23 protein-coding genes are annotated in these 22,390 nt (G+C 37.9%); 10 read left to right on the top strand and 13 right to left on the bottom strand.

The window, feature by feature from the left end:
* Positions 1-36: 36 nt before the first annotated feature.
* The 6 genes from AC07YC_RS01190 to AC07YC_RS01165 form a co-directional block, all read right to left on the bottom strand.
* Positions 37-1,698, bottom strand: coding sequence for a methyl-accepting chemotaxis protein (locus AC07YC_RS01190; RefSeq protein ID WP_494918152.1), 1,662 nt, complete (start codon positions 1,696-1,698; stop codon positions 37-39).
* Positions 1,698-2,681: a BMP family lipoprotein gene (locus AC07YC_RS01185; RefSeq protein ID WP_494918151.1), complete on the bottom strand. Its 984-nt coding sequence runs from the start codon at positions 2,679-2,681 to the stop codon at positions 1,698-1,700. Before AC07YC_RS01185 ends, AC07YC_RS01190 begins: the two co-directional genes overlap by 1 nt.
* A gap of 259 nt (positions 2,682-2,940) precedes the next feature.
* On the bottom strand, positions 2,941-4,209 hold the full coding sequence (gene ulaA / locus AC07YC_RS01180; RefSeq protein ID WP_336634135.1) for a PTS ascorbate transporter subunit IIC: 1,269 nt from the start codon (positions 4,207-4,209) through the stop codon (positions 2,941-2,943).
* A gap of 33 nt (positions 4,210-4,242) precedes the next feature.
* Entirely contained in the window at positions 4,243-4,506 is a 264-nt protein-coding gene (locus AC07YC_RS01175) for a PTS sugar transporter subunit IIB (protein WP_494918149.1), read from the bottom strand.
* A complete protein-coding gene (locus AC07YC_RS01170; RefSeq protein WP_494918148.1) occupies positions 4,503-4,967 on the bottom strand; it encodes a PTS sugar transporter subunit IIA in 465 nt (154 codons plus the stop codon). The genes AC07YC_RS01175 and AC07YC_RS01170 overlap by 4 nt, the downstream gene beginning before the upstream one ends.
* Before the next feature lie 55 nt (positions 4,968-5,022).
* Positions 5,023-5,934, bottom strand: coding sequence for a LysR family transcriptional regulator (locus AC07YC_RS01165; RefSeq protein WP_494918147.1), 912 nt, complete (start codon positions 5,932-5,934; stop codon positions 5,023-5,025).
* 138 nt (positions 5,935-6,072) lie between these two features.
* On the opposite strand from AC07YC_RS01165, the gene AC07YC_RS01160 reads away from it, so the two are divergent.
* The 9 genes from AC07YC_RS01160 to AC07YC_RS01120 all read left to right on the top strand — a co-directional run bounded on the left by AC07YC_RS01160 (position 6,073) and on the right by AC07YC_RS01120 (position 15,263).
* Positions 6,073-7,038, top strand: coding sequence for an ABC transporter ATP-binding protein (locus AC07YC_RS01160; protein WP_096363910.1), 966 nt, complete (start codon positions 6,073-6,075; stop codon positions 7,036-7,038).
* Complete coding sequence (locus tag AC07YC_RS01155; RefSeq protein ID WP_494918146.1) at positions 7,035-8,060, top strand: ABC transporter substrate-binding protein; 1,026 nt, start codon at positions 7,035-7,037, stop codon at positions 8,058-8,060. Before AC07YC_RS01160 ends, AC07YC_RS01155 begins: the two co-directional genes overlap by 4 nt.
* 58 nt (positions 8,061-8,118) lie before the next feature.
* Entirely contained in the window at positions 8,119-9,780 is a 1,662-nt protein-coding gene (locus AC07YC_RS01150; protein ID WP_494918145.1) for an ABC transporter permease, read from the top strand.
* Positions 9,773-10,843, top strand: a complete 1,071-nt coding sequence (locus tag AC07YC_RS01145; protein ID WP_494918144.1) for an MBL fold metallo-hydrolase — start codon at positions 9,773-9,775, stop codon at positions 10,841-10,843. The genes AC07YC_RS01150 and AC07YC_RS01145 overlap by 8 nt, the downstream gene beginning before the upstream one ends.
* On the top strand, positions 10,836-11,642 hold the full coding sequence (locus tag AC07YC_RS01140; protein WP_494918143.1) for a hypothetical protein: 807 nt from the start codon (positions 10,836-10,838) through the stop codon (positions 11,640-11,642). The genes AC07YC_RS01145 and AC07YC_RS01140 overlap by 8 nt, the downstream gene beginning before the upstream one ends.
* 191 nt (positions 11,643-11,833) lie before the next feature.
* Positions 11,834-13,135, top strand: coding sequence for a M48 family metallopeptidase (locus AC07YC_RS01135; protein ID WP_494918373.1), 1,302 nt, complete (start codon positions 11,834-11,836; stop codon positions 13,133-13,135).
* 79 nt (positions 13,136-13,214) lie between these two features.
* Positions 13,215-14,033 carry a YitT family protein gene (locus AC07YC_RS01130; RefSeq protein WP_008174345.1) on the top strand — a complete coding sequence of 273 codons (819 nt, stop codon included), beginning with the start codon at positions 13,215-13,217 and terminating at the stop codon, positions 14,031-14,033.
* Between the two features lie 103 nt (positions 14,034-14,136).
* Positions 14,137-14,493, top strand: coding sequence for an MmcQ/YjbR family DNA-binding protein (locus tag AC07YC_RS01125; RefSeq protein WP_494918142.1), 357 nt, complete (start codon positions 14,137-14,139; stop codon positions 14,491-14,493).
* 224 nt (positions 14,494-14,717) lie between these two features.
* Positions 14,718-15,263, top strand: a complete 546-nt coding sequence (locus AC07YC_RS01120; protein ID WP_494918141.1) for a hypothetical protein — start codon at positions 14,718-14,720, stop codon at positions 15,261-15,263.
* A 65-nt stretch (positions 15,264-15,328) separates the two neighbouring features.
* Here AC07YC_RS01120 and AC07YC_RS01115 read toward each other — a convergent pair whose 3' ends face one another.
* The 6 genes from AC07YC_RS01115 to AC07YC_RS01090 form a co-directional block, all read right to left on the bottom strand.
* Positions 15,329-15,673 (bottom strand): GIY-YIG nuclease family protein, encoded by a 345-nt coding sequence (locus AC07YC_RS01115; protein WP_494918140.1) that lies wholly within the window; start codon positions 15,671-15,673, stop codon positions 15,329-15,331.
* A 17-nt stretch (positions 15,674-15,690) separates the two neighbouring features.
* Positions 15,691-16,446, bottom strand: coding sequence for a DUF2087 domain-containing protein (locus AC07YC_RS01110; RefSeq protein ID WP_336634123.1), 756 nt, complete (start codon positions 16,444-16,446; stop codon positions 15,691-15,693).
* A gap of 134 nt (positions 16,447-16,580) precedes the next feature.
* Positions 16,581-17,456, bottom strand: coding sequence for an ABC transporter permease (locus tag AC07YC_RS01105; RefSeq protein ID WP_494918139.1), 876 nt, complete (start codon positions 17,454-17,456; stop codon positions 16,581-16,583).
* Entirely contained in the window at positions 17,456-18,376 is a 921-nt protein-coding gene (locus tag AC07YC_RS01100) for an ABC transporter ATP-binding protein (RefSeq protein ID WP_494918138.1), read from the bottom strand. The genes AC07YC_RS01105 and AC07YC_RS01100 overlap by 1 nt, the downstream gene beginning before the upstream one ends.
* Positions 18,377-18,381: 5 nt before the next feature.
* Positions 18,382-18,786 carry a DUF3021 domain-containing protein gene (locus AC07YC_RS01095; RefSeq protein WP_025114246.1) on the bottom strand — a complete coding sequence of 135 codons (405 nt, stop codon included), beginning with the start codon at positions 18,784-18,786 and terminating at the stop codon, positions 18,382-18,384.
* 1 nt (position 18,787) lies between these two features.
* Complete coding sequence (locus AC07YC_RS01090; RefSeq protein WP_336634120.1) at positions 18,788-19,237, bottom strand: LytTR family DNA-binding domain-containing protein; 450 nt, start codon at positions 19,235-19,237, stop codon at positions 18,788-18,790.
* Positions 19,238-19,481: 244 nt separating this feature from the next.
* On the opposite strand from AC07YC_RS01090, the gene AC07YC_RS01085 reads away from it, so the two are divergent.
* Positions 19,482-20,489, top strand: coding sequence for an AbrB family transcriptional regulator (locus AC07YC_RS01085; protein WP_494918137.1), 1,008 nt, complete (start codon positions 19,482-19,484; stop codon positions 20,487-20,489).
* Positions 20,490-20,534: 45 nt separating this feature from the next.
* Here the strand turns inward: AC07YC_RS01085 and AC07YC_RS01080 are convergent, their stop codons facing one another.
* Positions 20,535-22,229, bottom strand: a complete 1,695-nt coding sequence (locus AC07YC_RS01080; protein ID WP_494918136.1) for a methyl-accepting chemotaxis protein — start codon at positions 22,227-22,229, stop codon at positions 20,535-20,537.
* Between the last annotated feature and the right edge of the window lie 161 nt (positions 22,230-22,390).

Here is a 22,390-nt window from a genome sequence, read left to right as displayed (position 1 = left end):
GTTGTTCACTGGATTTCTTTATGTTTATTTGACAGGCTATAATGTGAATTTTTTAAGCTCACTCATTAATGTATCCGTCATTTTTTGAAGATCGACGATTTTTGTATTTATTTTTTGGAAGGATACTAGTTGTTCCTGTGTTGAGGCTGAAATTTCCTCTGTACCTGCGGCTGTTTCTTCTGTAATCGCAGAAATATTTTCAATCGTACCATTCACTTGCTGGCTCATTTCATTTGTTTGCATCATTTCCTTAGTGAGATGCTGTAAATCATGATGGATATCAGTAATATGATTAGTAATGGCTGCAAATGAATGTTCCGTTTCTAGCATGGATTGTGCTTGCTCATTTGAAAGCTCATGCCCTCTTTCAGCCGTTGTTAGGATGTGATCTATACCATCTTGAATATGAGTAACCATTGAAGAAATTAAATTTGTCGCATGTTCCGTTTCAGAAGAAAGCTTTTTAACTTCATCGGCTACGACAGCAAATCCTTTTCCTGCTTCGCCAGCACGGGCTGCTTCAATAGCTGCATTTAAAGCTAACAAATTTGTTTGGCTGGCAATTGTATGAACAGCATTAGCGGCTCCTTCGATTTCTGTTGTAAATTGTGAAAATTGAGTAACAGCATTTTTAATTGCTAGTGAGGCACCTTGAATATCCTTCGCAATAGTAGATTGTTTTTCCAATGTATATTGCCCATTTTGAACGGCATCCAATGCCTGTTTACCATGTATAGCTGATTGCTCTGTTGTGTGAGCAACTGATTTAAATTGATCCGACATATTATTCATGAGAATCGCGACCGATTGAATCTCTTCTGACATTGTGTAACTACCCTTTGCTAATTCGTCCGTAGATACTGCTACTTGATTGCTACCTTCGTTAATAGTTTGCATATGGCTTGTTACATCCTGTGTAAATAAACTAACATCCTTGCCTATTTGATCGATGGACAAAACGGTACTCTTTAAATTCGTCATCATTTGTGAAAAACTTTCAGTCAATCGATCAATTTCATAACGGCTATTTGATTGATAGGAAAGGGTGGAGGTATCTATCGTGAGATCCCCAGTAGCCGCGCTCTGGGCACATTCTACAATTTGGTTGATAGGCTTCGTAATTCTTTTAGCAGCTACATAGGAATATACAATGGTTGCTAAGATTAACAGGACACTGCCTATGATAGCTGTAGTAATAATAAAACCAATTTTTTGCTTTGTTACTTGTATCATCTCTTGATACCAATCATTCGTTTCTTTTTTCAGCAAATACATATCATTTAAAATGCCTTTAATTCGAAGAGATTGCTTTTTAACTTCTGGACGATTGCCCTCTTGCAGGCCTGCTTTTGTAGCTTTTTCGAGCGCTACAAACTTATCTGTAATTTTACTAATTAATTTCTGATGTTTAGGAATTTTCGATAGGGATGCTAATGCATCTAAATTGACTTTTGTTTCTTGTAATATAGCAAGTGCTTCGTTTTTATTGGCCTCACTATCTAAATAGGTGTAGTTATTTAATGATTGGCTAGCAACTACGAAGCTTTGTTCAAGCTCTTTCACTGAGAGTAATAGTGCGGTATCATCTTGAGCCGTTGTTTGAATGGAAAATGTTTGAACAATAATAAAACCAATCATCCCCATTGCCAGCAAGATGGGGATCAATGTGTTCATAAATAATTTCTTTCGTAGTGTCACTAACTATCCCTCTTTTCTGCAGAAACTTTTATCGAGCCTGAAACAATTGCTTCACGGGCTTTTTCAATGGCGGCTTGTTGCTCAGACGTTAATGTAATCACACGGATATCAGCTAGTCCTACACCTTGCTCGGCTAGCCCTAGAGACAAGGATTTTTCAGTTAATTTACCTTCATCCACCAATGTTTTTGCGAGTTGAAAAACGGCATGGTCAACATTCTTTAACATAGAAGTGACGACTGTTTTTTCAGCGATATAAAATTGATCGATATCAACCCCAGCTGCATAAATTCCCATCTCTTCAGCTTTTTTTATCGCCCCAAAGCCTGTAAAACCAGCAGCGTGGTAAATAAAATCAACTTGATTTTGGACATATTTATCAGCGATTGCCGCACCAGCTTGTGTATCATCAAAGGTACCTGCATAGTCACTCATAATTTCAATATTTGGGTTTACATAGCGAGCTCCTTCTATAAAACCATTTTCAAAGTGATGGATAACAGGAGCATCTGCCCCACCAATAAAGCCGATTTTTCCTGTTTTGCTTGTCATAGCAGCCACCATACCAACTAAGAAACTACCTTCTTGCTCCTTAAAGGTAATGGAGATAATGTTGTTCACATCTGACTGTCCATCAATCAATACAAATTGTTGCTCAGGGAATTGCTTCGCAGTCTTTTCTAGTGCCTCTTGTACAGAAAAGCCGAGACCTATGATAATATCATATTTTTCTTCTACAAGCTCCTGTAGCTTTTCCTCATAATTTCCATCTGGTGCCTCTTTATAATCAAATAAAATACCAAGTTCATCCCGCGCCTTTTCAAGTCCTTTAAAAGCAGAATCGTTGAATGATTCATCTCCAAGTCCGGCATCCGATAGTAAAACTCCTATCTTATAACCTTCCGTTGATGTATCTGTCTCAGCCGATGAACAGCCTGCTATTAATAGAGCAATCAAAAGACAAGCCACCATTAATTTTTTCAAAATATGTACCTCCTGTTGTTTCTAGTTATAAAGTATATATCGGCAAAAATTTAATATTTTTAGTCGGATGTCAGACGTCGAATAAAATAAATTTCTGTAGGAGCTATAAGAATATATATCCAAATCTATATACATAATAAGTTAATAATATAAAGCTAGATGACTAATCAAGTAATATATTTATTAAAGTTTCCCACTTTTCCACGGATGTACAACAACAAAAAGCCCAACGCAATTTGCGTAGGGCTTTTATCTAGATTTAAACAGCTCCAAATAATTTTAATAAATTAATAATAATAATGCCGATAATCCCAAAGTCTGAATCACCAAAGGTCGTACCTTCGTAACCGATATCTCCCATAAAGATTAGAAGTATCGCGGGAATAAAGCTAATTAATAAACCGTTAGCAAAGGCACCTGACATGGCACCGATTCTGCCTCCTGTAGCATTGCCAAACACACCTGCTGCAGCACCAGTAAAGAAGTGGGGAACTAGCCCTGGCACAATTACTTTCAGTCCGATGAAAGGCAGTATAAACATTGAAACAAGTCCAGCTAAAAAGCTAAATAGGAAACCAATGATCACAGCATTCGGGGCAAATGGGAAAATAGTTGGGCAATCGAGTGCAGGCTTAGTATGGGGCACAAGTTTATCAGCAATGCCTTTAAAGGCTGGAATAATTTCAGCAATTAACATCCGTACACCAGCTAAAATGATATATACCCCAGCAGCAAATGTAATCGCTTGCATAATGGCGAAAATAATGAAGTTAGATCCACCAGATAGTTGAGCCTCTATATAGGAAGGTCCCGCGAATAGCGCTACAATGACAAAGAATACACTCATGGTTAAAGAGATAGCGACAGATGTATCACGTAAAAAGCCAAGGGACTTAGGTACCTGTATATCTTCTGTTGATTTTGCTTTATTACCAACGAGCTTGCCTATTTTGGCAGATACATAGTAACCAACACTACCAAAATGACCGACAGCAAAATCATCACTGCCTGTTATTTGGCGGACAGTTGGTTGCAAAATAGCAGGAAACACTACCATACAAAGTCCGAGTATAATAGAACCGACAATGATAAGAGGTGTCCCACTCATTCCACCAACAGATAAAGAGGCAGCGATTAAACAAGCCATGAATAATGTATGATGCCCAGTTAAAAAGATATATTTTAATGGCGTAAATCGCGCAAGTAATAAATTCATAATCATCCCAAATACCATAATGAGTGCAGTGGCTGTTCCAAAATTAGTTTGAGCAGCTGCTACGATAGCCTCGTTGTTAGGAATAACTCCCTGTACTTGAAAAGCATGATCAAACATTTTACTAAAATGATCTAAAGAGCCAATTAGGACAGTTGCTCCTGCCCCTAGGATCACAAAGCCCATTATCGTTTTTAACGTACCAGAAAGAATAGTGGAGCTTGATTTCTTTTGAATGAATAAACCAATAAATGCGAATAGGCCGACTAATATAGCTGGTGTTCCTAAAATGTCATGCATGATAACATCTAACATACCAACACCTCATCCTATCCAAATTTTTTTTGCTTAAAGCCAGGGTTCCAGCTTTTCCTTAATTTCCGATATATTCATCATATTGACGATACTCACAATGATTGTGTTGTCTTTCTCTAATTCATTCACAATATCAGCCGCACCTAAATAAATATCAGCTTTCTCCGCCTTTGCGGATGCTAAATCCGTATGTGTCACCTCCGCCTCTTTGCCCATAGCCTCTAATGCCTTCTTTACATTTAATTCTAAAATAAAGCTACTTCCTAATCCGCTACCGCACACGACTAATATTTTCATCCTGCTGCCTCCTTTGTCGTATATTGTTTGATCTTCTCTCGTATGTCTTCTTCATGCTGACAAGCAATAAGGCTATCAATCTGATCCGGATGTTGTAGCACTAAGGTTAGATCAGCCAATGCTTGTAGATGTGATGTATGGTCGATTGCAGCTAAAACAATAATTAAAAAGACAGGCTGATTAGGGCTGAAAAAAACAGGCTGCTGTAAACGTAGCAAACTTAGTGCTAAGGCATGAACACCGTCTGTTGGCCGTGCATGTGGAATAGCAACTTTCGGCGTAATGACGACATAGGGACCATATTGCTCAATGGATTGAATCATTGCCTCGATATAGCGTTGTTCAATTTTATGTTGCCGTATTAATGGGTTGGCGGCTAAACGAATGGCTTCTTGCCAGGACTGAACAAAGTTTGTAACTTGGATACAATCCTTTGTCAGCAATTTGGTTAGCACATACATTCCTCCTTTCTAATAAATATATCCCCATTGCATTTTATTACGGCGATCTGTGGAATTATGTCAGAACTGAAGACATTTTTAATCGCTGTGCTACTTCGTAAATCGACATTTTGACAAACTCATCAATGGCATTATCTAACCGCGTTTTAGGATAGATAAATTGAATCTTTCTGCGAAGCGTCACATCTTGTAAATCCTTTTTCATTAGTAGACCCGATTTCAATTCTTCTTCAATTAAGGCAGCGGAAACGAAAGCCAAGTTCTTTCCGAAGGTCAGCATTTTTTTTATTGTACTTACCGAATCCAATTCGATGGTATAAGTAGAAGGCTGAAAGGGGTCCATCCACTTTTCAATGAAGTGATTCGTGGAGCTAGATGAAGTATGCAATAACAGTTTATTTTTAAGAACATCCTCTCTCGTGATGTGCTTTTTAGATGCGAGTGCATGTGTTGGGCTTAATGCTAAAACAAGGGCATCTTCTCCGATTGTCTCGTAATGAAGGGCGGTATTTTCCTGTTTAGTCTCCATAATGAGCCCAAAATCTAATTCTTGAAGGGCCACTTTATGTTCAATTTCAGGAGCTGTTTTCACCTCTAACGAAATACGAATCTCTGGATAAGCCATTGAAACCTGATGGATTAAATCGGGCATGAAAATATGTGCGGGTAATCCACTTGCCCCAAGTCGGAGGGAGCCGATATGCCCAGCTAAGAGGTTTTCAATAAAGCGATTCATATCCTTTTGGAGCTGTACAATTTGACGAGCATAATGATAAACACCCTCGCCCGCTTCCGTTAAGCGGTACCCACCTGCATTTGTGCGAAATAAACGAATGCCATATTCCTCCTCAATTGAACGAATATGAAAGGACACGGTTGGGGCTGTAATACCCAGTTCTTTGGCGACTGGAGCTAATTTTTTAAATTCAACGAGTAAGCAAAGTGCCTGTAATTTTAAATTATTCATTTTATCCTCCTAAAGGAAATTAGAAAAAATCTTGCATTTACTTCAGTTTATTAGATTTTTTTTAACGAGTTATTAATAGTAGATTAATATTTTCTAAATATGTGGAATTTATAGTAGGTAGTAACGAGGAGGATACTTATGAAAATCTCATTAGCTAATATCGAGAAAAAATATGGGCAATCTCAAGCATTATGGCCTATTAATGTGGAGTTAGATCAGCAATTCATTACGATTCTCGGACAATCAGGCTGTGGTAAAACCACTTTATTAAAATTGCTGGCGGGCCTTGAACAGCCAACGAAAGGGGAAATTCGATTTGATGACACTGTCATTTTTTCTTCAGAATCCCGTAAAAATGTCAAACCGAATAAACGCAATATCGCCATGGTTTTTCAAGATTTTGCCCTATGGCCCCATATGACCATCTTTCAAAATATCGCCTTTGGTTTAAAGGGGATTATTCCAAAGTCAGACATTCCAGCACGTGTAGAGCATGTGATGCAATTAGTAAAAATGCAAGGGTTTGAGAAACGGAAGCCAGGGGAGTTATCAGGCGGTCAGCAGCAACGCGTGGCATTGGCAAGGGCTTTAGCTACAAACCCACAATTGATTTTATTTGATGAGCCATTATCTGCCCTAGATGCGGTACTTCGAGAGCAAATGCAGGATGAAATTATGCAACTTATCCATGAGCTTGATTGCCAAGCCATTTTTGTTACTCACGATCAAACAGAAGCGATGACCATGTCAGATCAAATTATCATTATGGAAGCGGGAAGAATTGCACAAATCGGCTCCCCAGAAGAAATTTATCGTGCACCAGCAACACCTTATGTAGCCGATTTTATTGGAAAAGTAAATTGGTTACAAAATGGACAATCTATTGTGCGCCCTGAAGGTGTTTCTAGAATACAACGTCCAGGCACGATTGCTAAGCAAGCGAAGATTGTGAAAAGTACGTTTGTTGGAGACCGTTACTTAGTACAGGCTCAAGTGGAAGGAAAAGCATGGAGCTTTTACGAGAATCAGCCACTCGAACATGGAAAACGACTGCAAGTATTTATTGATGAAAATCAAATCTATCAAATGGAGGGTATACATTGAAAAAGCGACGTTTAAAATTATGGGCAACTGCGGGGATTCTACTAACATTGGCATTAGCTGGCTGTGGGAACAAACAGGCGGAGGAGGGTCAACAGGTAAGTGCAAAGACGCAAGAGGAGCAAGTATTAACAGTGTATTCTGCGGGCCCTGATGGCTTAGCCGCAAATATTCAGCAAGCTTTTGAAGAAAAAACAGGTATTAAGGTTGAGATGTTTCAAGGTACTACAGGCAAAATTCTTTCTCGTTTAGAAGCGGAAAAAAATAATCCTGTAGCCGATATTATCGTACTAGCCTCGGTAGCTTCTATGGATGGTCTTAAGGCAACTGACCAGCTACAAAGTTATAAAGATGCAGAAAATAAAGAAAGCATCAATCCTACTTGGTCAGACGGAGAAGGGTATTATTTCGGCTACAGTGCCTCGGCCTTAGGTATTGCCTATAATACGAAAAATACAAAGCAGGCACCAACAGATTGGGCAGATTTAGCAAAAGCTGAGTGGCAAAACAAAATTAATATACCGGATCCAAGTTTATCAGGTTCAGCTGTCGATTTCTTATTTGGCTATACGGAGGCAGAGAAAACGGCATGGGCAACAGTCGATACGTGGAAGAACAATGGATTACAAGTCAATGGCGCAAATAAGGAAGCGTTGGATGCAGTCATTACAGGTGAGAAAAATGCGACAATCGCAGGCGTTGATTATATGGCTTACAAAGCAAAAGCAGATGGAGAACCAGTGGAAATCGTCTATCCGAAAAGTGGCACGGTCGTTAGTCCTCGTGCTGTTGGTATTTTGAAGGATGCGAAACATGTTGAAGCTGCAAAGGCATATGTTGACTTTTTATTGTCAGATGAAGGACAAAAGCTTGTAGCAGATGCTTACTTATTACCAGGCAATAAGGAGATTGCGGTAAAAAATCGTGCGGCATTAGATGAAATTCCTCAGCTACAAGTTGAATGGGCAGGTGCTGAAGCCAAGCAACTTGATGTATTAACAAAGTTTATCGATTTATTTCGTTAAGCGATAGGGAGGTATATAGTTCTCCGTTGAGTTTTCATATAGAAGGGTTGAAGTAGTCATGATCATGGAAGGAAGACGAACTTTTGGATTATTAATGACAATTGTCGTCGTATTTGCTATCGCTCCTTTAATGGCGATTTTGTTCTATACGTTTACAAAAGAGGGGCATTTTGATTTTTCACAGTTTAGCCGAATGTTTGCACATGAACGATTATGGCAGACACTTGGGAATTCAATAGGCTTAGGGATTTTCGTTATGTTAGGTACAACGTTAATTGCCTTTCCTATGGCATTTATACGAACGAAAACAAGCTTATATAAACATGAATGGCTCGATATTGTTTTGACCATTCCATTTATGACACCCCCTTATATTGGTTCTATGGGTTGGATATTGTTTATGCAGCATAATGGTTTCCTTCAACAATTAGTGCCGAGCGCTGCTTGGTTAACGGATTCATTCTTTTCCTTATTTGGAATGGTAATGATTATGAGCTTACATCTATTTCCGTTTTTGTATTTAATGTTAAGAAATACATTACTACGAATGAACGGTTCCTTTTTAGATGCAGCATTGATTTTCGGACGGAATCCTTGGAGAAATTGGGTGAAAGTTGTTTTACCACTTATTCTATCAAGCTATGTTTTAGGAAGTTTACTGATTTTCATCAAAACGCTTGCGGAATTTGGAACACCAGCTACATTTGGTAGTCGTATTGGTTTTCAAGTATTTACTACAGAAATTCATTCATATTTATCCAGATGGCCGGTCGATATTAGGATGGCGACCTCTTTGTCTTTATTTTTACTTTCGGTTTGTTTAGTCATTTGGTATTTCCAAAATTTAATGGGACGCAAATATACTTATGGCGTGCTTTCAGGGAAAAGTCCTGGAAAACGTGAGGTCACAGATAAATGGTATATAAAAGTCATATCATGGACCTTTGTCGGGTTGATCCTTTTATTATCTATTGGCATCCCTTATTTTTCGATTATCATCACCTCTTTGCAAAAGGTGAGAGGAGATGGTTTACAAGCAGGGAATTTTAGCTTTGCCTCCTATCAGGAGCTATTCACGGTTGGCAGTGCAGGATTAACAGCATTTTTAAATAGTATTGTTTTCTCTATCCTGACGGCGGTGATCACAGCGATTATTGGCTTGCTCATGGCACTCTATATAAAAAAAGGGGCGACAAAGAAGCAGCAAGTATTAGACTTCTTTAGCTTAATGCCTAATATTATTCCTGGTATTGTCTTTGTCGTAGGATTGATTATGTTTTGGAATGCTCCATGGCTTCCCGCAACCATCTATAACACAAAATCCATGGTTGTGGTGACATACTGTGTTCTTTTCTTACCCTATTCTGTACAGTATATTAAATCTTCGTTTTCTCAGTTAGATGCTTCCATATTTCAATCGGCAGCAATTTTTGGTCGTAGTAACTGGGATATATATCGCAAAATCATCCTTCCGTTATTAATGCAGGGCATACTTACCGGTATGATGATGACCTTTATTATTTCGATGCGAGAGTTAGTGGCCGGTCTCTTAATTTTGCCACCTTCTGTCGAGACAGGCGCAACGTTTATTTATAGTCAATTTGAGCAAGGAAATGTAGGTGTTGGGATGGCTGTTGCTGTCATTACTGTCTTCATTACGGTGATTTTTATGTTTTTACTCAATTGGCTGCAAAAACGTGGAGGACAAACCCATGTTTAAGATTGAAATTTTAGGCGGGGTGGGGGAGTATGGGCGCAATTGCTTTTATATCGAAAATCAAGGGAAGGCGATTTTACTGGATTGCGGGGTGATGAAAAATTCACAAAAAACCCCTCCCACTATAGCACTTAATCATATAGAAAAGCTAACGGCAGTTTTTATTTCTCATTCCCATATTGACCATGTGGGCGCACTACCGCTACTTGAAGAAATGGGCTACAAAGGGCCAGTTCTAATGAGTCATAAAACTTCTCAGCAGCTTCAACAACCTATTTCGCATATCCGCACTTTCCATTCAGATTCGAGAGGGACATGGATAAGGGTGAATGATTATTTGGCCTTTCAATGGGGATATAGTGGCCATTTAATTGGAAGTGTCTGGTATAAAATTCGCTTTTTTGAAAAGGTAATTTTTTTCTCAGGTGATTATGTTCGTGATTCCTATTTACTCAAGGCTTCCTTACCAGTAGAAGATGGGACGATTTATGATATAGCATTCATCGATAGTGGCCATATTGAAAAAAATATTGATAATCATGAGGTATTACGTAAGCTGGAAACTTATGTAAATAAACATCCGAACAACACTTTTATTTTTCCATCATCCTTTTCAGGGAAAACCGTCGATATTGTCACCTATCTTGCTCAGCGAACTTCGCGTGCCATTTGTATAGATACAAAATTACAGTCCCTGTTTAAACAGTATGAGGAAGAACCTGAAAATATTTGGCCGCACAGAATGACGTTACAAGTCGGTCACAAGCAATACTCTGGCAATGGCCATACACTCTATTTTGTTAGGGAACAGGATGAAGCTCGACTTGAAGAACTAGTAAAGGAGCATCCGACGGCCATATTCATTCAAACAGGGTATTCGCGTCCGTCATTCAGTCAGCATGTTTTAACGCAACCTTCTAAGGAATTTTTTTATAAAACCCATCCCGACTATCAGGATACAATTTCGCTATCGCAAAGTATTCATGCACGACAAACTATTTATTTTCACAGTCCACATACACATTTAGAAACAACCATACAAAAGGAGGAAGTAAATAATGGCTAAATTGAAGAAATGGGCATTTTATATGTGCTTCATGGGTTTGACAATTATTAGTATGATGTATATCCATCCAACAGAGGCAAAAGCAGCAATAGAACCAGGGCATGAAATTAAATTTAATATCAAATCAGACATTTTTACAGAATCAAATATAGCAAATGTTTTTCAAGCAACAAAAAAAGACGATGTAAAAATTTATTTCTATGATACTTCTAATAAAATGTTTCTCCAAAATGATTATATTCATCGCTTACGTGTATACAAGGGCAGTAATAAGATGGATATTACCTATAAAAAACGTTTTCTTCATACACCGTTGAACGAAGCGATTGCTGAGGCAACAGATCATGGCTTTACGGGGTCAGAATCCAATTATAAATTTGAATTAGATATAAAGGGCGACCAGCGTACATTTACGATTAGCCGTAAAGAATCCTTGAAAACGACTTCCAATGTATCTTACGATTCTGTAGATACAAGTGCTGCTAAAAAACTCATCCTTGATTATTCGCCTAAGAAAATTTTAAATTGGGATGCTGAAGCCTGGTATAAACATGTATTATCTCAAGCTGTTGTCTACGGTCCTGCCAAAGCTACTACCTATAAGGGAAGCTTTTTAGGACATGACGCCGATATTGAGGTTTGGGCGTATAAAGGAGATATAATGGTCGAGCTTTCTACAAAAGTGGATGATAGCGCTCTAGCTGCTGTTATCGAACAGCAATGGTATGACCAATTATTATCCGCAGGCTATTTAAGTGAGGATCAACGTGGGAAAACAACATTTGTAATGGAAAAATAACAAGCATATTCATAAATTCGCTACATGTTGAAACAATGAGAAGGATAGACTGTTCTCATTGCTAGAAATGGAGCGAATTTTTTCTTGTAAAAAACAGATGATAAAAAGTCGGTCCATATTTGTTCTAACTTTGATAATTTCGCTTACACTTACTATAGGACGAACTTTGGGTAATATGAGGGGGAATTGACATAGCTAAAAAAATGGGCATTGTTGCGCTATTACTTTTCGGTGTTTACGTGCTTTGTATGTACTGGTATATATTCCATAGCGGAGGGGGCAAAATACCAAGTGCCTTACAGGGAACTGTTGCTGATCCAGTAATGTTTATGTCTGGTAAGGAACTTTTTTTAAGTGGTGAATATTCTAAAATACGGAACTTTTTATTCTTTGTAGCTACTCCTTTAGAATGGCTTGTTTACTTCTTGATATTACTGCTGGGTGTCTCACGTTATTTAGAGAAAGTGAGCACATCCCAAACAAAGTGGAAGCTTTTGCAAAATGCAGGCTACTTATTTTTATTGTCATTATTAGTATATGTCGTATTATTCCCGATGGACTATTATCGCTATTATCTCAGTAAAAGCTATGGCATTAGCACACAAGCATTTGGATCGTGGATGAAGGATGGTGTCATTGATTTTTGGGTGAACTTTGGAATGACCTTGATCATAGTGACAGTGCTCTATTGGCTCATTAAAAAGAGTGAGAAAAGATGGTGGCTCTATGCATGGCTATTAACGATCCCATTCACAATGTTTGTGATGTTTATCCAGCCAGTTGTGATCGACCCTTTGTACAATGACTTTTATCCGTTAAAAAATAAAGAGCTGGAAACTAAAATATTATCACTTGCTACACAGGCACATATCCCGGCAGAGCATGTTTACGAGGTGAATATGGCTGAGAAGACGAATGCCCTAAATGCTTACGTGACAGGGATTGGTAGCAATTCAAGAATTGTTCTTTGGGATACTACATTAAACAGACTGACGGATAATGAAATTTTGTTTATTATGGCGCATGAAATGGGACATTATGTTGAAAAGCATATTTATTTTGGCATTGCTGGCTATCTTTTACTCTCTTTAGTTGGTTTATGGCTAACAGCTAAAATTATGCGACGCTTCGTTACACGATATGGACAGGTATTCAAAATTAATAAAATTAGTAATATTAGCTCCTATCCATTATTTTTACTAATTACCTCCATATTATTATTTGCTTCCAATCCCATTTCTAATTACGTATCCAGATACCAGGAATCAAGGGCAGATCAATATGCGATTGACTTGATGAATGATCGCGCGGCGGCTGTAACGGCATTTCAAAAGCTAACGATTTCGGGCTTAAGCGAGGTCAACCCACCGCTTTTGGTGAAATGGTTCCGTTATACACATCCTCCAATGCTAGAGCGTATTAATAACGTTGCTGATAAGGGCGAATATAAACAAGAGGGTCCCTTAAAGGAAGAACAGAAGAAAAATAAGTAAATAGGTTTTCCCGGTAAGTAAGTTGGGTAGTCTATGGAAAAGATGTATCAAAATTTGGTCGTTTATAGGGGACATCAATATGCGTAATGTGATTATTATTACACTTTCTTCCATTTTAGTGGCCTTTGCTTATAATTTTTTGTTAATTCCCCATGAAATTTTAAGTGGGGGATTAAGCGGTATTGCCATAATGCTTGGGATTATTACTCCGCTGAATACCGGGGTGTTAAACCTACTACTGAACTTGCCTTTACTTATTTTAGGTGTGATGAAGCTTGGGAAACGATTTATTAGCTATACGATTTTATCGGTGGCTGTTTTATCAGTGAGTTTATATATTATTCCGATTTACAAGGCGACACAAGAGCCAATCCTCGCTTCCTTATTTGGCGGAGTCATCGTAGGTGTTGCGATGGGGTTAATTTTCCGAGCAGCAGGTTCTTCAGGGGGCTTTGATATTATTGCCATGCTATTAAGTCGTAAACGTGATTTTCCGCTTGGTACTTTAATTGCTGCTATGAATGGTATCGTAGTGGCAGCTTCGGGCTTTGTCTTTAGTTGGGATGCAGCGCTATTAACGCTTGTTTCCATTTATGCAACAGGAAAAGTAGTGGACACGATTCATACAAGTCATATTAAATTAACCCTTATGATTATTACGAATAAAGGCGAAGAGGTCAAACAGCAGTTATTAGAAAAGCTTCATCGTGGGGTAACAATTATCGATGCGAAAGGAGCCTATTCTGGCGAAGGCCGTCAAGTATTAATTACGGTTATTACACGCTATCAACTGGCTGATGTGAAAAGTACGATTAAAGAAACCGATCCTAAGTCATTTGTGAATATTTTGCAAACAACTGAGGTGATGGGAATGTTTGATCGTGGTACAAGTAAATAACGCTATTCTCAACACATGTTTTCGATTATACTTACTATAATCGAACGTGTGTTTTTTATTTTAGGGGTAACTAGTTGATGTTGGAAGGGGAATGAGAATGAGAATGGAAAAGGAAACGATACATGCAAATTGTCTTCAGCTACAAGGAACAACGTATGACTATAAGGAAGAATGGCAAGCAGAGCGCTATCATATAGGTGGAAAGCTGTATGCCATGATTGGAGGAAATGCTACAGGTCGGCCAGTGCTAACGTTAAAATGTGAGCCTGCGCGAGCAGAGGAATTACGAGAAGCCTATGCCAGCGTTATACCTAGCTACTATATGAATAAAACGCATTGGAACTCCATTTATATGGATGCTGAAGATGTCCCGATGGATTTGGTAGAGAATCTTATTAAGCATTCGTATGAACTTGTTTTCAGTAAATTAACGAAAAAAGCACAGCAGGAAATTGTATAGTGATGTATTAAAAGAAAACAAAATATACAACCCGAGAGGTTATGTGAAAATTTATTGGCTCTCAAATTAATATTCAAAAGTTGTTATATGATAAAGGTAAAGGATGTTTTCATATTCTTTACCTTTTCTATTGGAATACATAGATATTAAAGGGGATATAGCTATGAAACATATTCAATTGGATTAAAAACAGTTATTTAGCTTGTTATAGGGTGGGTGAAAATATGAACAAAACCTTGTTACTAATGATAGTTATTGTAAGTGTTTTATTATTTCTATCAGGTTATCGACCTACGGCATTAAGCGCAGCAAAAGCAAATTTTTTTATGACACCTGAGTATAAGAATGTTGAAAAGATTCAAGAAGGACACGATATTTTTTATTTGTTTAAGAGTGATAAAAAAGAAATCTATCAAACTGTTTTGGTACAAAAAAAAGTATTTCTATATAAAAGGGTTTATGCTACAGGTATCTCCTCCACGAATGATTCTTTAGAGACAATAGGAGGCATGAGCTATCGTTTGAATCATGAAGGAACTTTGTTTGTTGTATTATCTCAAGATGAACATGTTTCATATATAACAATTAACTCAAAGCAAGGAATAATCAAAAAATCCATTGAACATAGTAAACTAGTTTCGTTTTATATACCTTATGCGCAGCAAATTGATTTATTAGAAGCTGTTGCTTATGATAAGAACGATCGCCCCAACTATTATTATGGCTATGATGATGATGATAATTTAAGATGGAATCGTGTAGATGAATAAAAAATAGCTGAGGAGACAGTTAAATTTTCATTTGCCTGTTTACTCAGCTATCTATTGGATAAATACTAAGAATTATAACCTCGCTCACCATAAGGATTTAGCGTGTCGAGCCATTTTTGCTCTAGCTTTTCAAGCTCTTTTTTGGCATCAAAATAACCCTCTTCCTTCTTCTTTAAATACTCAACGATTTTCACCTCGAAAGCATCTTGACCAAATGAATTGTAGTCCGCTTGAAGCTCCTTATTCATATGTGTATTCGTTTTGAGCATAAATATAAAACCATTTAAACGCTTCAAATTATTAAAGCTACCTACAAATACTTTATCTGTTTGTGTATTCGTCATAGTAAAAACGCCCGCTTCAATTTTCATGTCCTTATACATTTCTTTTAGTTCTTTTTTATGATCCATTTTAATGACCTGCTTTCTTATTTTTTAACCCAATAAGCACTACCGTCAGCTTGGCGGTCCAGAAAACCGTATTCAATTAAGTAGCGGCGTATATGGACATAGTCTTCATACATAGGCTTGATAATTTCATTCAATTCTTTTTCTGTATATTGTTTTTCTTTGTCAAAAAGCATTGTGATGGCACGAAGTACTATAATTTTTTGTTTTTCACGCTTAGGAAAACGAACTAGCTCCTTGCCAACACCGTGTGGAAATAATTTCGCTAATACTTGTTGTTCTTCTGAGAGGGTGACATTATAGCGATCGTCAACCATTGTAGCTGTTTTATGAATAGCCACAAACGTATCCTCCTTTCGATCTTGTTCCTTCAGTAATTCCATCATGACTAACAACGTTTTAGCTTGGCGCTCTTTTTCCTTTAAAGCAAAACGGTGATGACGAATAGTCGTGGCACTGCCAATTTCTAATTCCTCTTTTATTTCCTGATCTGATTTACCTTCATAAAATAAGCGTAAAATATGACTTTGATGTTCAGTTAACCCAGTCATTTTCTTATTGAGACTATTTAAGTAATGAAAAACAGACTGGTGTTCAATCGTAATATGGTGCTGCATCATTTTTTCGGCTTCATACAGTAAGCCATCATGAGGGTAAATAATTCCTTTTTCTATTTTTTTCCCACATAGCAGACAAGTGAAATGTATCTCATCGTCGATATAACCCTTTTTTAGATTATCGATAGGCGCTTGCCAAAATAGTTCATTTACATCCATTAGGAATCCTCCGTTAAAAACAAACTATTTTTATATTTGTTTGCTTATTAATTATTAAAATAACAAATTGTTTGTTATAAAGCAATAAAAAACACATCGTTTTCTAAACGATGTGTAAAAACGTTGGCAACTATTTATTTATATTTTCTTTTAAACATAAGGAGGGAGGTAATCGCTAGGACGAGTATTGTACCAACGATAATGAGGATGCTCGTTGAGGCACTAAGGGTATTACCATGAAGCTCGTAGACAATCCCGTAATTAATTTTATAATCATGCACATAGGAGACCGGTGTACCCTCAAAGACATTGGCAATGGAGCTTTCCATAAATGTGTTTCGTAAGAGTAATGTAGTATGACTAACTGGAAAATACATAATTACATTTTGTGCAAAGCTTGGTAGAGCACCAAGTGGGACATACACACCGCATAAAAATCCGAGCAGTGTACCGACAATAGTACCTAATGTTGAGAAGGCATTTTGTGTCGACACAAACAAGGAAAGAAATAGATTCAAGACACTTGCGAGCAAGACAGATAATAGGATAATGCCAAGTACTTGAATAAAATGTGCAAGGCTTAAAAGCTTACCGCCTGTTGCTACGATAAAAATTTCACAGCCAATTAATGCGATAAAGGAAAAAATACTGCCAATTATTAATGCATTGAGTACATAGCTCATTTGTATTGTGGCGCGGGAAAGAGGGGCAGTTAAAAAATCGGCCATTGCCTTTGATTCCTGATCCTTTATGGCAATACCATATGCACCAAGTGTTGTTGAAACGGCAATCATCGATAGTAACCCTGCTACAACCCATTCGTTCACCATGGTAATCACTTCAGGTGTGGCTTCCGTGATTCGTTCAATTGCATCTACCTGCATTTTTTGGAGGAATACGGCGTAAAGCACGATGACGATAATTACCGATAGTAGAGAGAAGAACACTTGTGTTTTATCTCGCCTAAATACTTTACTATTTCGTTGTACTAAGCTTATTAGGGCTTCCATTATGCTACATCCTCCTCTGCCATAATATGAAGGAAGACATCGTCCATCGTTCCTTTAATTACTTCAAAGGAGGCGATGAGTGGCTCCGCTTTCTTTAAAAGGGAGAGAGCTTGTAGAGTGGACTCCAAACGGATTGTATAGATTTCCTGTTTCTCGGTATAGGAAATGGCGTGTTCTTCCAGCCATTTAACACCGTCTATTGGGTTATTGAAAACAACGGCCATAGAGTCGTAGGCATACTTTGTTTTTAACGCATCAGGCGTACCTTGTGCGACAATTTTTCCTGCCTTTAAAACAAGGACCTGATGGGCGACTGCCGCTTCCTCCATGTAATGGGTTGTTAAAAACACCGTCATATTCGTTTCGAGTTGAAGCTGCTTGATGGCTTGCCAAACTAATTGTCGTGTTTGGGGATCTAAGCCTGTTGTTGGTTCATCTAGAAATAAAATAGTGGGACGATGAATAAGTGCACGTGCAATGTCTGCTCGTCTTTTTTGACCGCCTGATAATGTTCCATATTTTTGCTTTTCAATATCCTCTAAATGCAAATAGGAGGAAACAAATTGATAGTTTTCAGTAAGCTGTGTTTTAGATAATCCATATGTTCTGCCTCGGTGTAGAACGTTTTCCTGCACAGTTAAACGATCGTCTAATAAGCTTTGTTGGAACACAACACCAATGGATTTACGGATATCTGCGTTATGATTGCTGACATCTAGTGTAAAGTTATTGATAGTGACATTACCGCTGGTTTTTTTTAATAAAGTACAAAGGATTTCAATTGTTGTCGATTTGCCAGCACCGTTTGCTCCTAAAAAAGCAAAGAGAGTACCTCGTTCAACCGTAAATGAAATATCATTCACCGCATGATGATCACCATATTGTTTACGTAAACTCTCAACTTTTATTGCGAAGGTCATCTAGATTATTCCTTTCTCTTTCGGATTTCTCGATTTATTTTTTCAATATCATTTAATTGAAGGATATAAAGAATACACCAAACGATGATGTAAATAACGGCTTCAGAAAGCAGCACATATTTCACACCAGAATGCATAAACCAGCCACCAAAATAGCCAGCAATTAAAACACAGATTGTCACAGCGATTAAATGCAAGAGTAGCTGCGCCATAAAAGGAATTGATTCAATCTCAAAAATACCAGATATAAGTCCAATGGCAATGCCAAGTATGGCTGCAATTACAATTTGCTCTAGTAATTCTGTGCCTGACACCATCGCATTATTTGATAGGACGCTAAATGTCACTAAGACATAAGAAGAGCTAAGGGATATGAGTAGTCCGATAATCATCATGCTTACATATTTCATGCTATAGTTCCCTCCCAATACCTAAGTGTCGCTTCAATTCTTTTATATACTTACGACTAACATGAATGGTTACATCATTTTCAAGCAGTAATTGTGTTGAACCGATTTTGCCCATTTGAATAGAGGAGATTTTATGGATATTGACAAGTGTAGATTTACTTACTCGTACAAAGTCCTTTGAAAGCTGTGCCTCTAGTTCATATAATTTTCGTTTAGACTCAAACTCTTGCTCATTCGTTTGTAAAAATACTTTGGCATCCTCTGCATAGATGGAATAAATATCAGAAATTTTTAGTAGATGAATTTCTTGTTGAAAATACCCATCTAGCATAGTCGTTTGGGACGCTTGTAATTGCTGCATGAGTCTTTCAATTTGTTCGTTGTATTCTTTCGCATGTATATGAACCTCTGTTTCTTCAAGTTCATGGTGAATAGTTAAATGAATTTTCATAGGAGGCCTCCTTTATTTTCCCCATCAAAGGGAAAACACTGAATCAGGTAATAATAATGTAGCATAGAAAATTTTAGCAAAGGTAAATTATTGGATAAGAGGTTCAATTTTAACGATAACAGGTTATTTTTGAACGATAGCAAACCATACAAAAGTCGCTTCAATAGAAAAAAAGGTTAAGAAACGTCATAATATAGTTATCTAGTTGTAAGGGGTTGCTAGTATGTTTGTTTTTGGTAGGCATATGTTGATTACATTATGCATTGGCCTCATAGGTGCTGTCGTTTTTCAACTACTTCATATTCCAATGCCTTGGTTGCTAGGCGCTATTACAGCGGTACTTATCGTTCAATTGTCGACCAATGTTCAATTGAGATGGCACTCTTCCTTCCGTAATTTTGGCTTAATCGTAGCAGGGTATTCTATCGGCTTTGCCTTTACTCCAGAAGCGGTGCAGGATATTAAGCTTTTTTTAGGGAGTATTGTCGTTATAAATGTAATTTTTATATTATTATTTTTTGGTGTCAGTTATTTAGTAGCCAAGCGTACAGATTTGGATTTTGCAACGGCATTGACATGCTGTGTACCTGGTGGCATGGCACAGGTTGTTGCTTTTGCTGAGGAGCAAGGCGATATGGATATGGTGGTCATTACGTTCTTTCAAATCCTCCGTGTTCTTTTAATCGTCGGCTTTGTACCGCTAATGTTGACAGATGTTGGTGGAAACAGCACTATGAACAACGGAATGTATACATGGGGCCTTGTCGGCATACTAATCGTTTGTGGCTTAGCAGGGTGGATTGCTCAAAAGCTTAAAATTCCAACAGGTTATATGCTTGGCCCCGTATTTTTATTGATGGGAATTAATATGGTGGGGATAGAAGTGCCTAGAATCCCCGTATCTCTTCTACATATTGCTCAATTGATGGTTGGAATCCATATCGGGTTATTGTTGAAAAAAGAAGATCTACATTTATCAAAGAGGCATATTTTTTATGCATTTGTATCAGCTGGCATTTATATAGGGGCAGCGTATGGCTTAACATTTTTAATGAAAAGTTTATACAGTCTCGACTTTAGGACAGGCTTTTTAAGTATTGTGCCTGGGGGACTTGATCAAATGGGGATTATTGCGGCTTCTGTACATGCCAATGTGACAATCGTCACAGCTTTTCAACTCTTCCGAATCCTAGTGATTTCAATTTTCCTTGTGCCTGTCGTCAAAATGTTTGTAAAAAAAGTGAAAACATGAGGGATAGTGATCAACTAATCCCTCATGTTTTTTTTGCTGGTCGTTTTAATATTTAAATTGATGGATTAAATCTTGCAATGTTTCGGCATTCGCTGTTAGCTGTGACGCTGCCTGATTAATATCATCCATTGATAGAAGATTTGTTTCAGCAATTTGTGTGACAATTTTTGATTGCTCACGTGCATCCATAGCAATTTCAGCCATAATTTGTGTTGAAGCATTCGCCTGTTCAATTCTTGCATACAGCTCTTCGGCAATGCCTGACACCTCTTGAATTTTGATTGTTACAAGAGACACCTTTGTAGTAATGTCTGCAAAAGCCCTGCTAGTTGTATAGACTACCTCTGCACTTGTAGTGGCCTCTTGCTTACTTTGCTGCATATACACCCGTGCTTCCTTAGACAATTGTTGCATCGTGTGAATCGTCTCTGTAATTTCAGCTGCGGAGGTTTTGGATTGTTCGGCAAGCTTCCGAACCTCTTCTGCAACAACTGCGAAGCCCTTGCCATGTTCACCTGCGCGAGCCGCCTCGATCGATGCATTGAGGGCTAATAAATTCGTTTGATCAGCGATGGCATGAATAACCTCCACAATCTCATCTATTTTATTAGCATGTGTATCCAGTGCTGCAATGGCCTCTGCACTTTCCTGAACGGCATTGGTCATAGCAAGCATTTGAAGTTGCATATTATGTGCGGCTTCTTCACCATCCTTAGCTGTATCGAATGCCTCCGACGCATAGGAAGATACCTCACTATTAGTTTCTGTAACTAGTTGAATTCCACCTGCAATATCTTCCATCGCTTCGGCATTCTCATGAGCACTATGCTTTTGAGTACTTGCACCACTTGCAAGCTCCTGCATATTGGCTGTTAATTGCTCCGTTGTTGTCGTGGTAGAACCTGCCGTTGCAGATAATTCCAGTGAGGATGCAGACACTTGATTGGCTGTTGCATCTACTTGTTGCATCATACTACGTAAAGTTGCCAGCATGGCATTAAACGACTCTGCCACATGACCGATTTCATCCTTTGATTGTACTAGTAGCTGCTGTGTCAAATCACCTTTACCAGCAGAGATCGTTTCTAGCTGGATGTTTAATTGCTTTAAAGGTCTGACAATGCCACGAATAAAGAGCATGCCTGCAATGACTGCAATAAGGGCTGAGATGACAGCGATAATCCCAGTCTTTAATAACATCTTTTGTGCGACTACATCAATATCAGCGGAAGGTACCCCAGCAAAGAACATACCAATCGTTTCGCCGTTGTTATTTTTTAGGGGCTCGTATTTTGTAAAATAGGGGTTGCCTAGCACTTCGGCAGTACCAGTGTACGTTTTCCCTTGCTGTAAAACAGTGTCAGCTACTTTTGGGTCGACCGTTGTTCCAATAGCACGTTGTCCATCTACGACAATATTTGTATTAATTCTCGTTTCTCCAGCGAAAATTGTAATGGCAGCCTGTGATAATTCTCCTAAAGTATCAATCAATGCCGTTTCATTGGCTATTTTTACATTGCCTTTATAAAGCTCGCCATTTTTTAATTGCCATTCACCAGGTAATGTTTGGTCGAGGTTAAGTATACTTAAATCTAAAATTTGATGGAGCCTTGTATTGTACTCATCTCGTAATGTTTTTTTCATTTCGGTTGTGTTCATAAGACCTATAGCAATAAGTACAAATCCAATAATAACCACAATTAATAAGCTCATTTTCTTTTGAATACTTAGCTTTTTCATGAAATGTCCCTCCACATTCTCCGTCAAAAACCCTATTACCAATCACCTAAATATTGATATAATTTGGGAAAAAATTTCTATTTATTATTAGTATATAACTAGCGTGCGAGTTTGTATATTTATAAAATAAAATGATTGTTCATTTATCCCCTTTTCAAATA

The organism is Lysinibacillus sp. GW247-5R2A (assembly GCF_059424475.1).
Note: the sequence above shows the minus strand (reverse complement) of the source record. Positions and strands in the feature narration are given on the sequence as shown.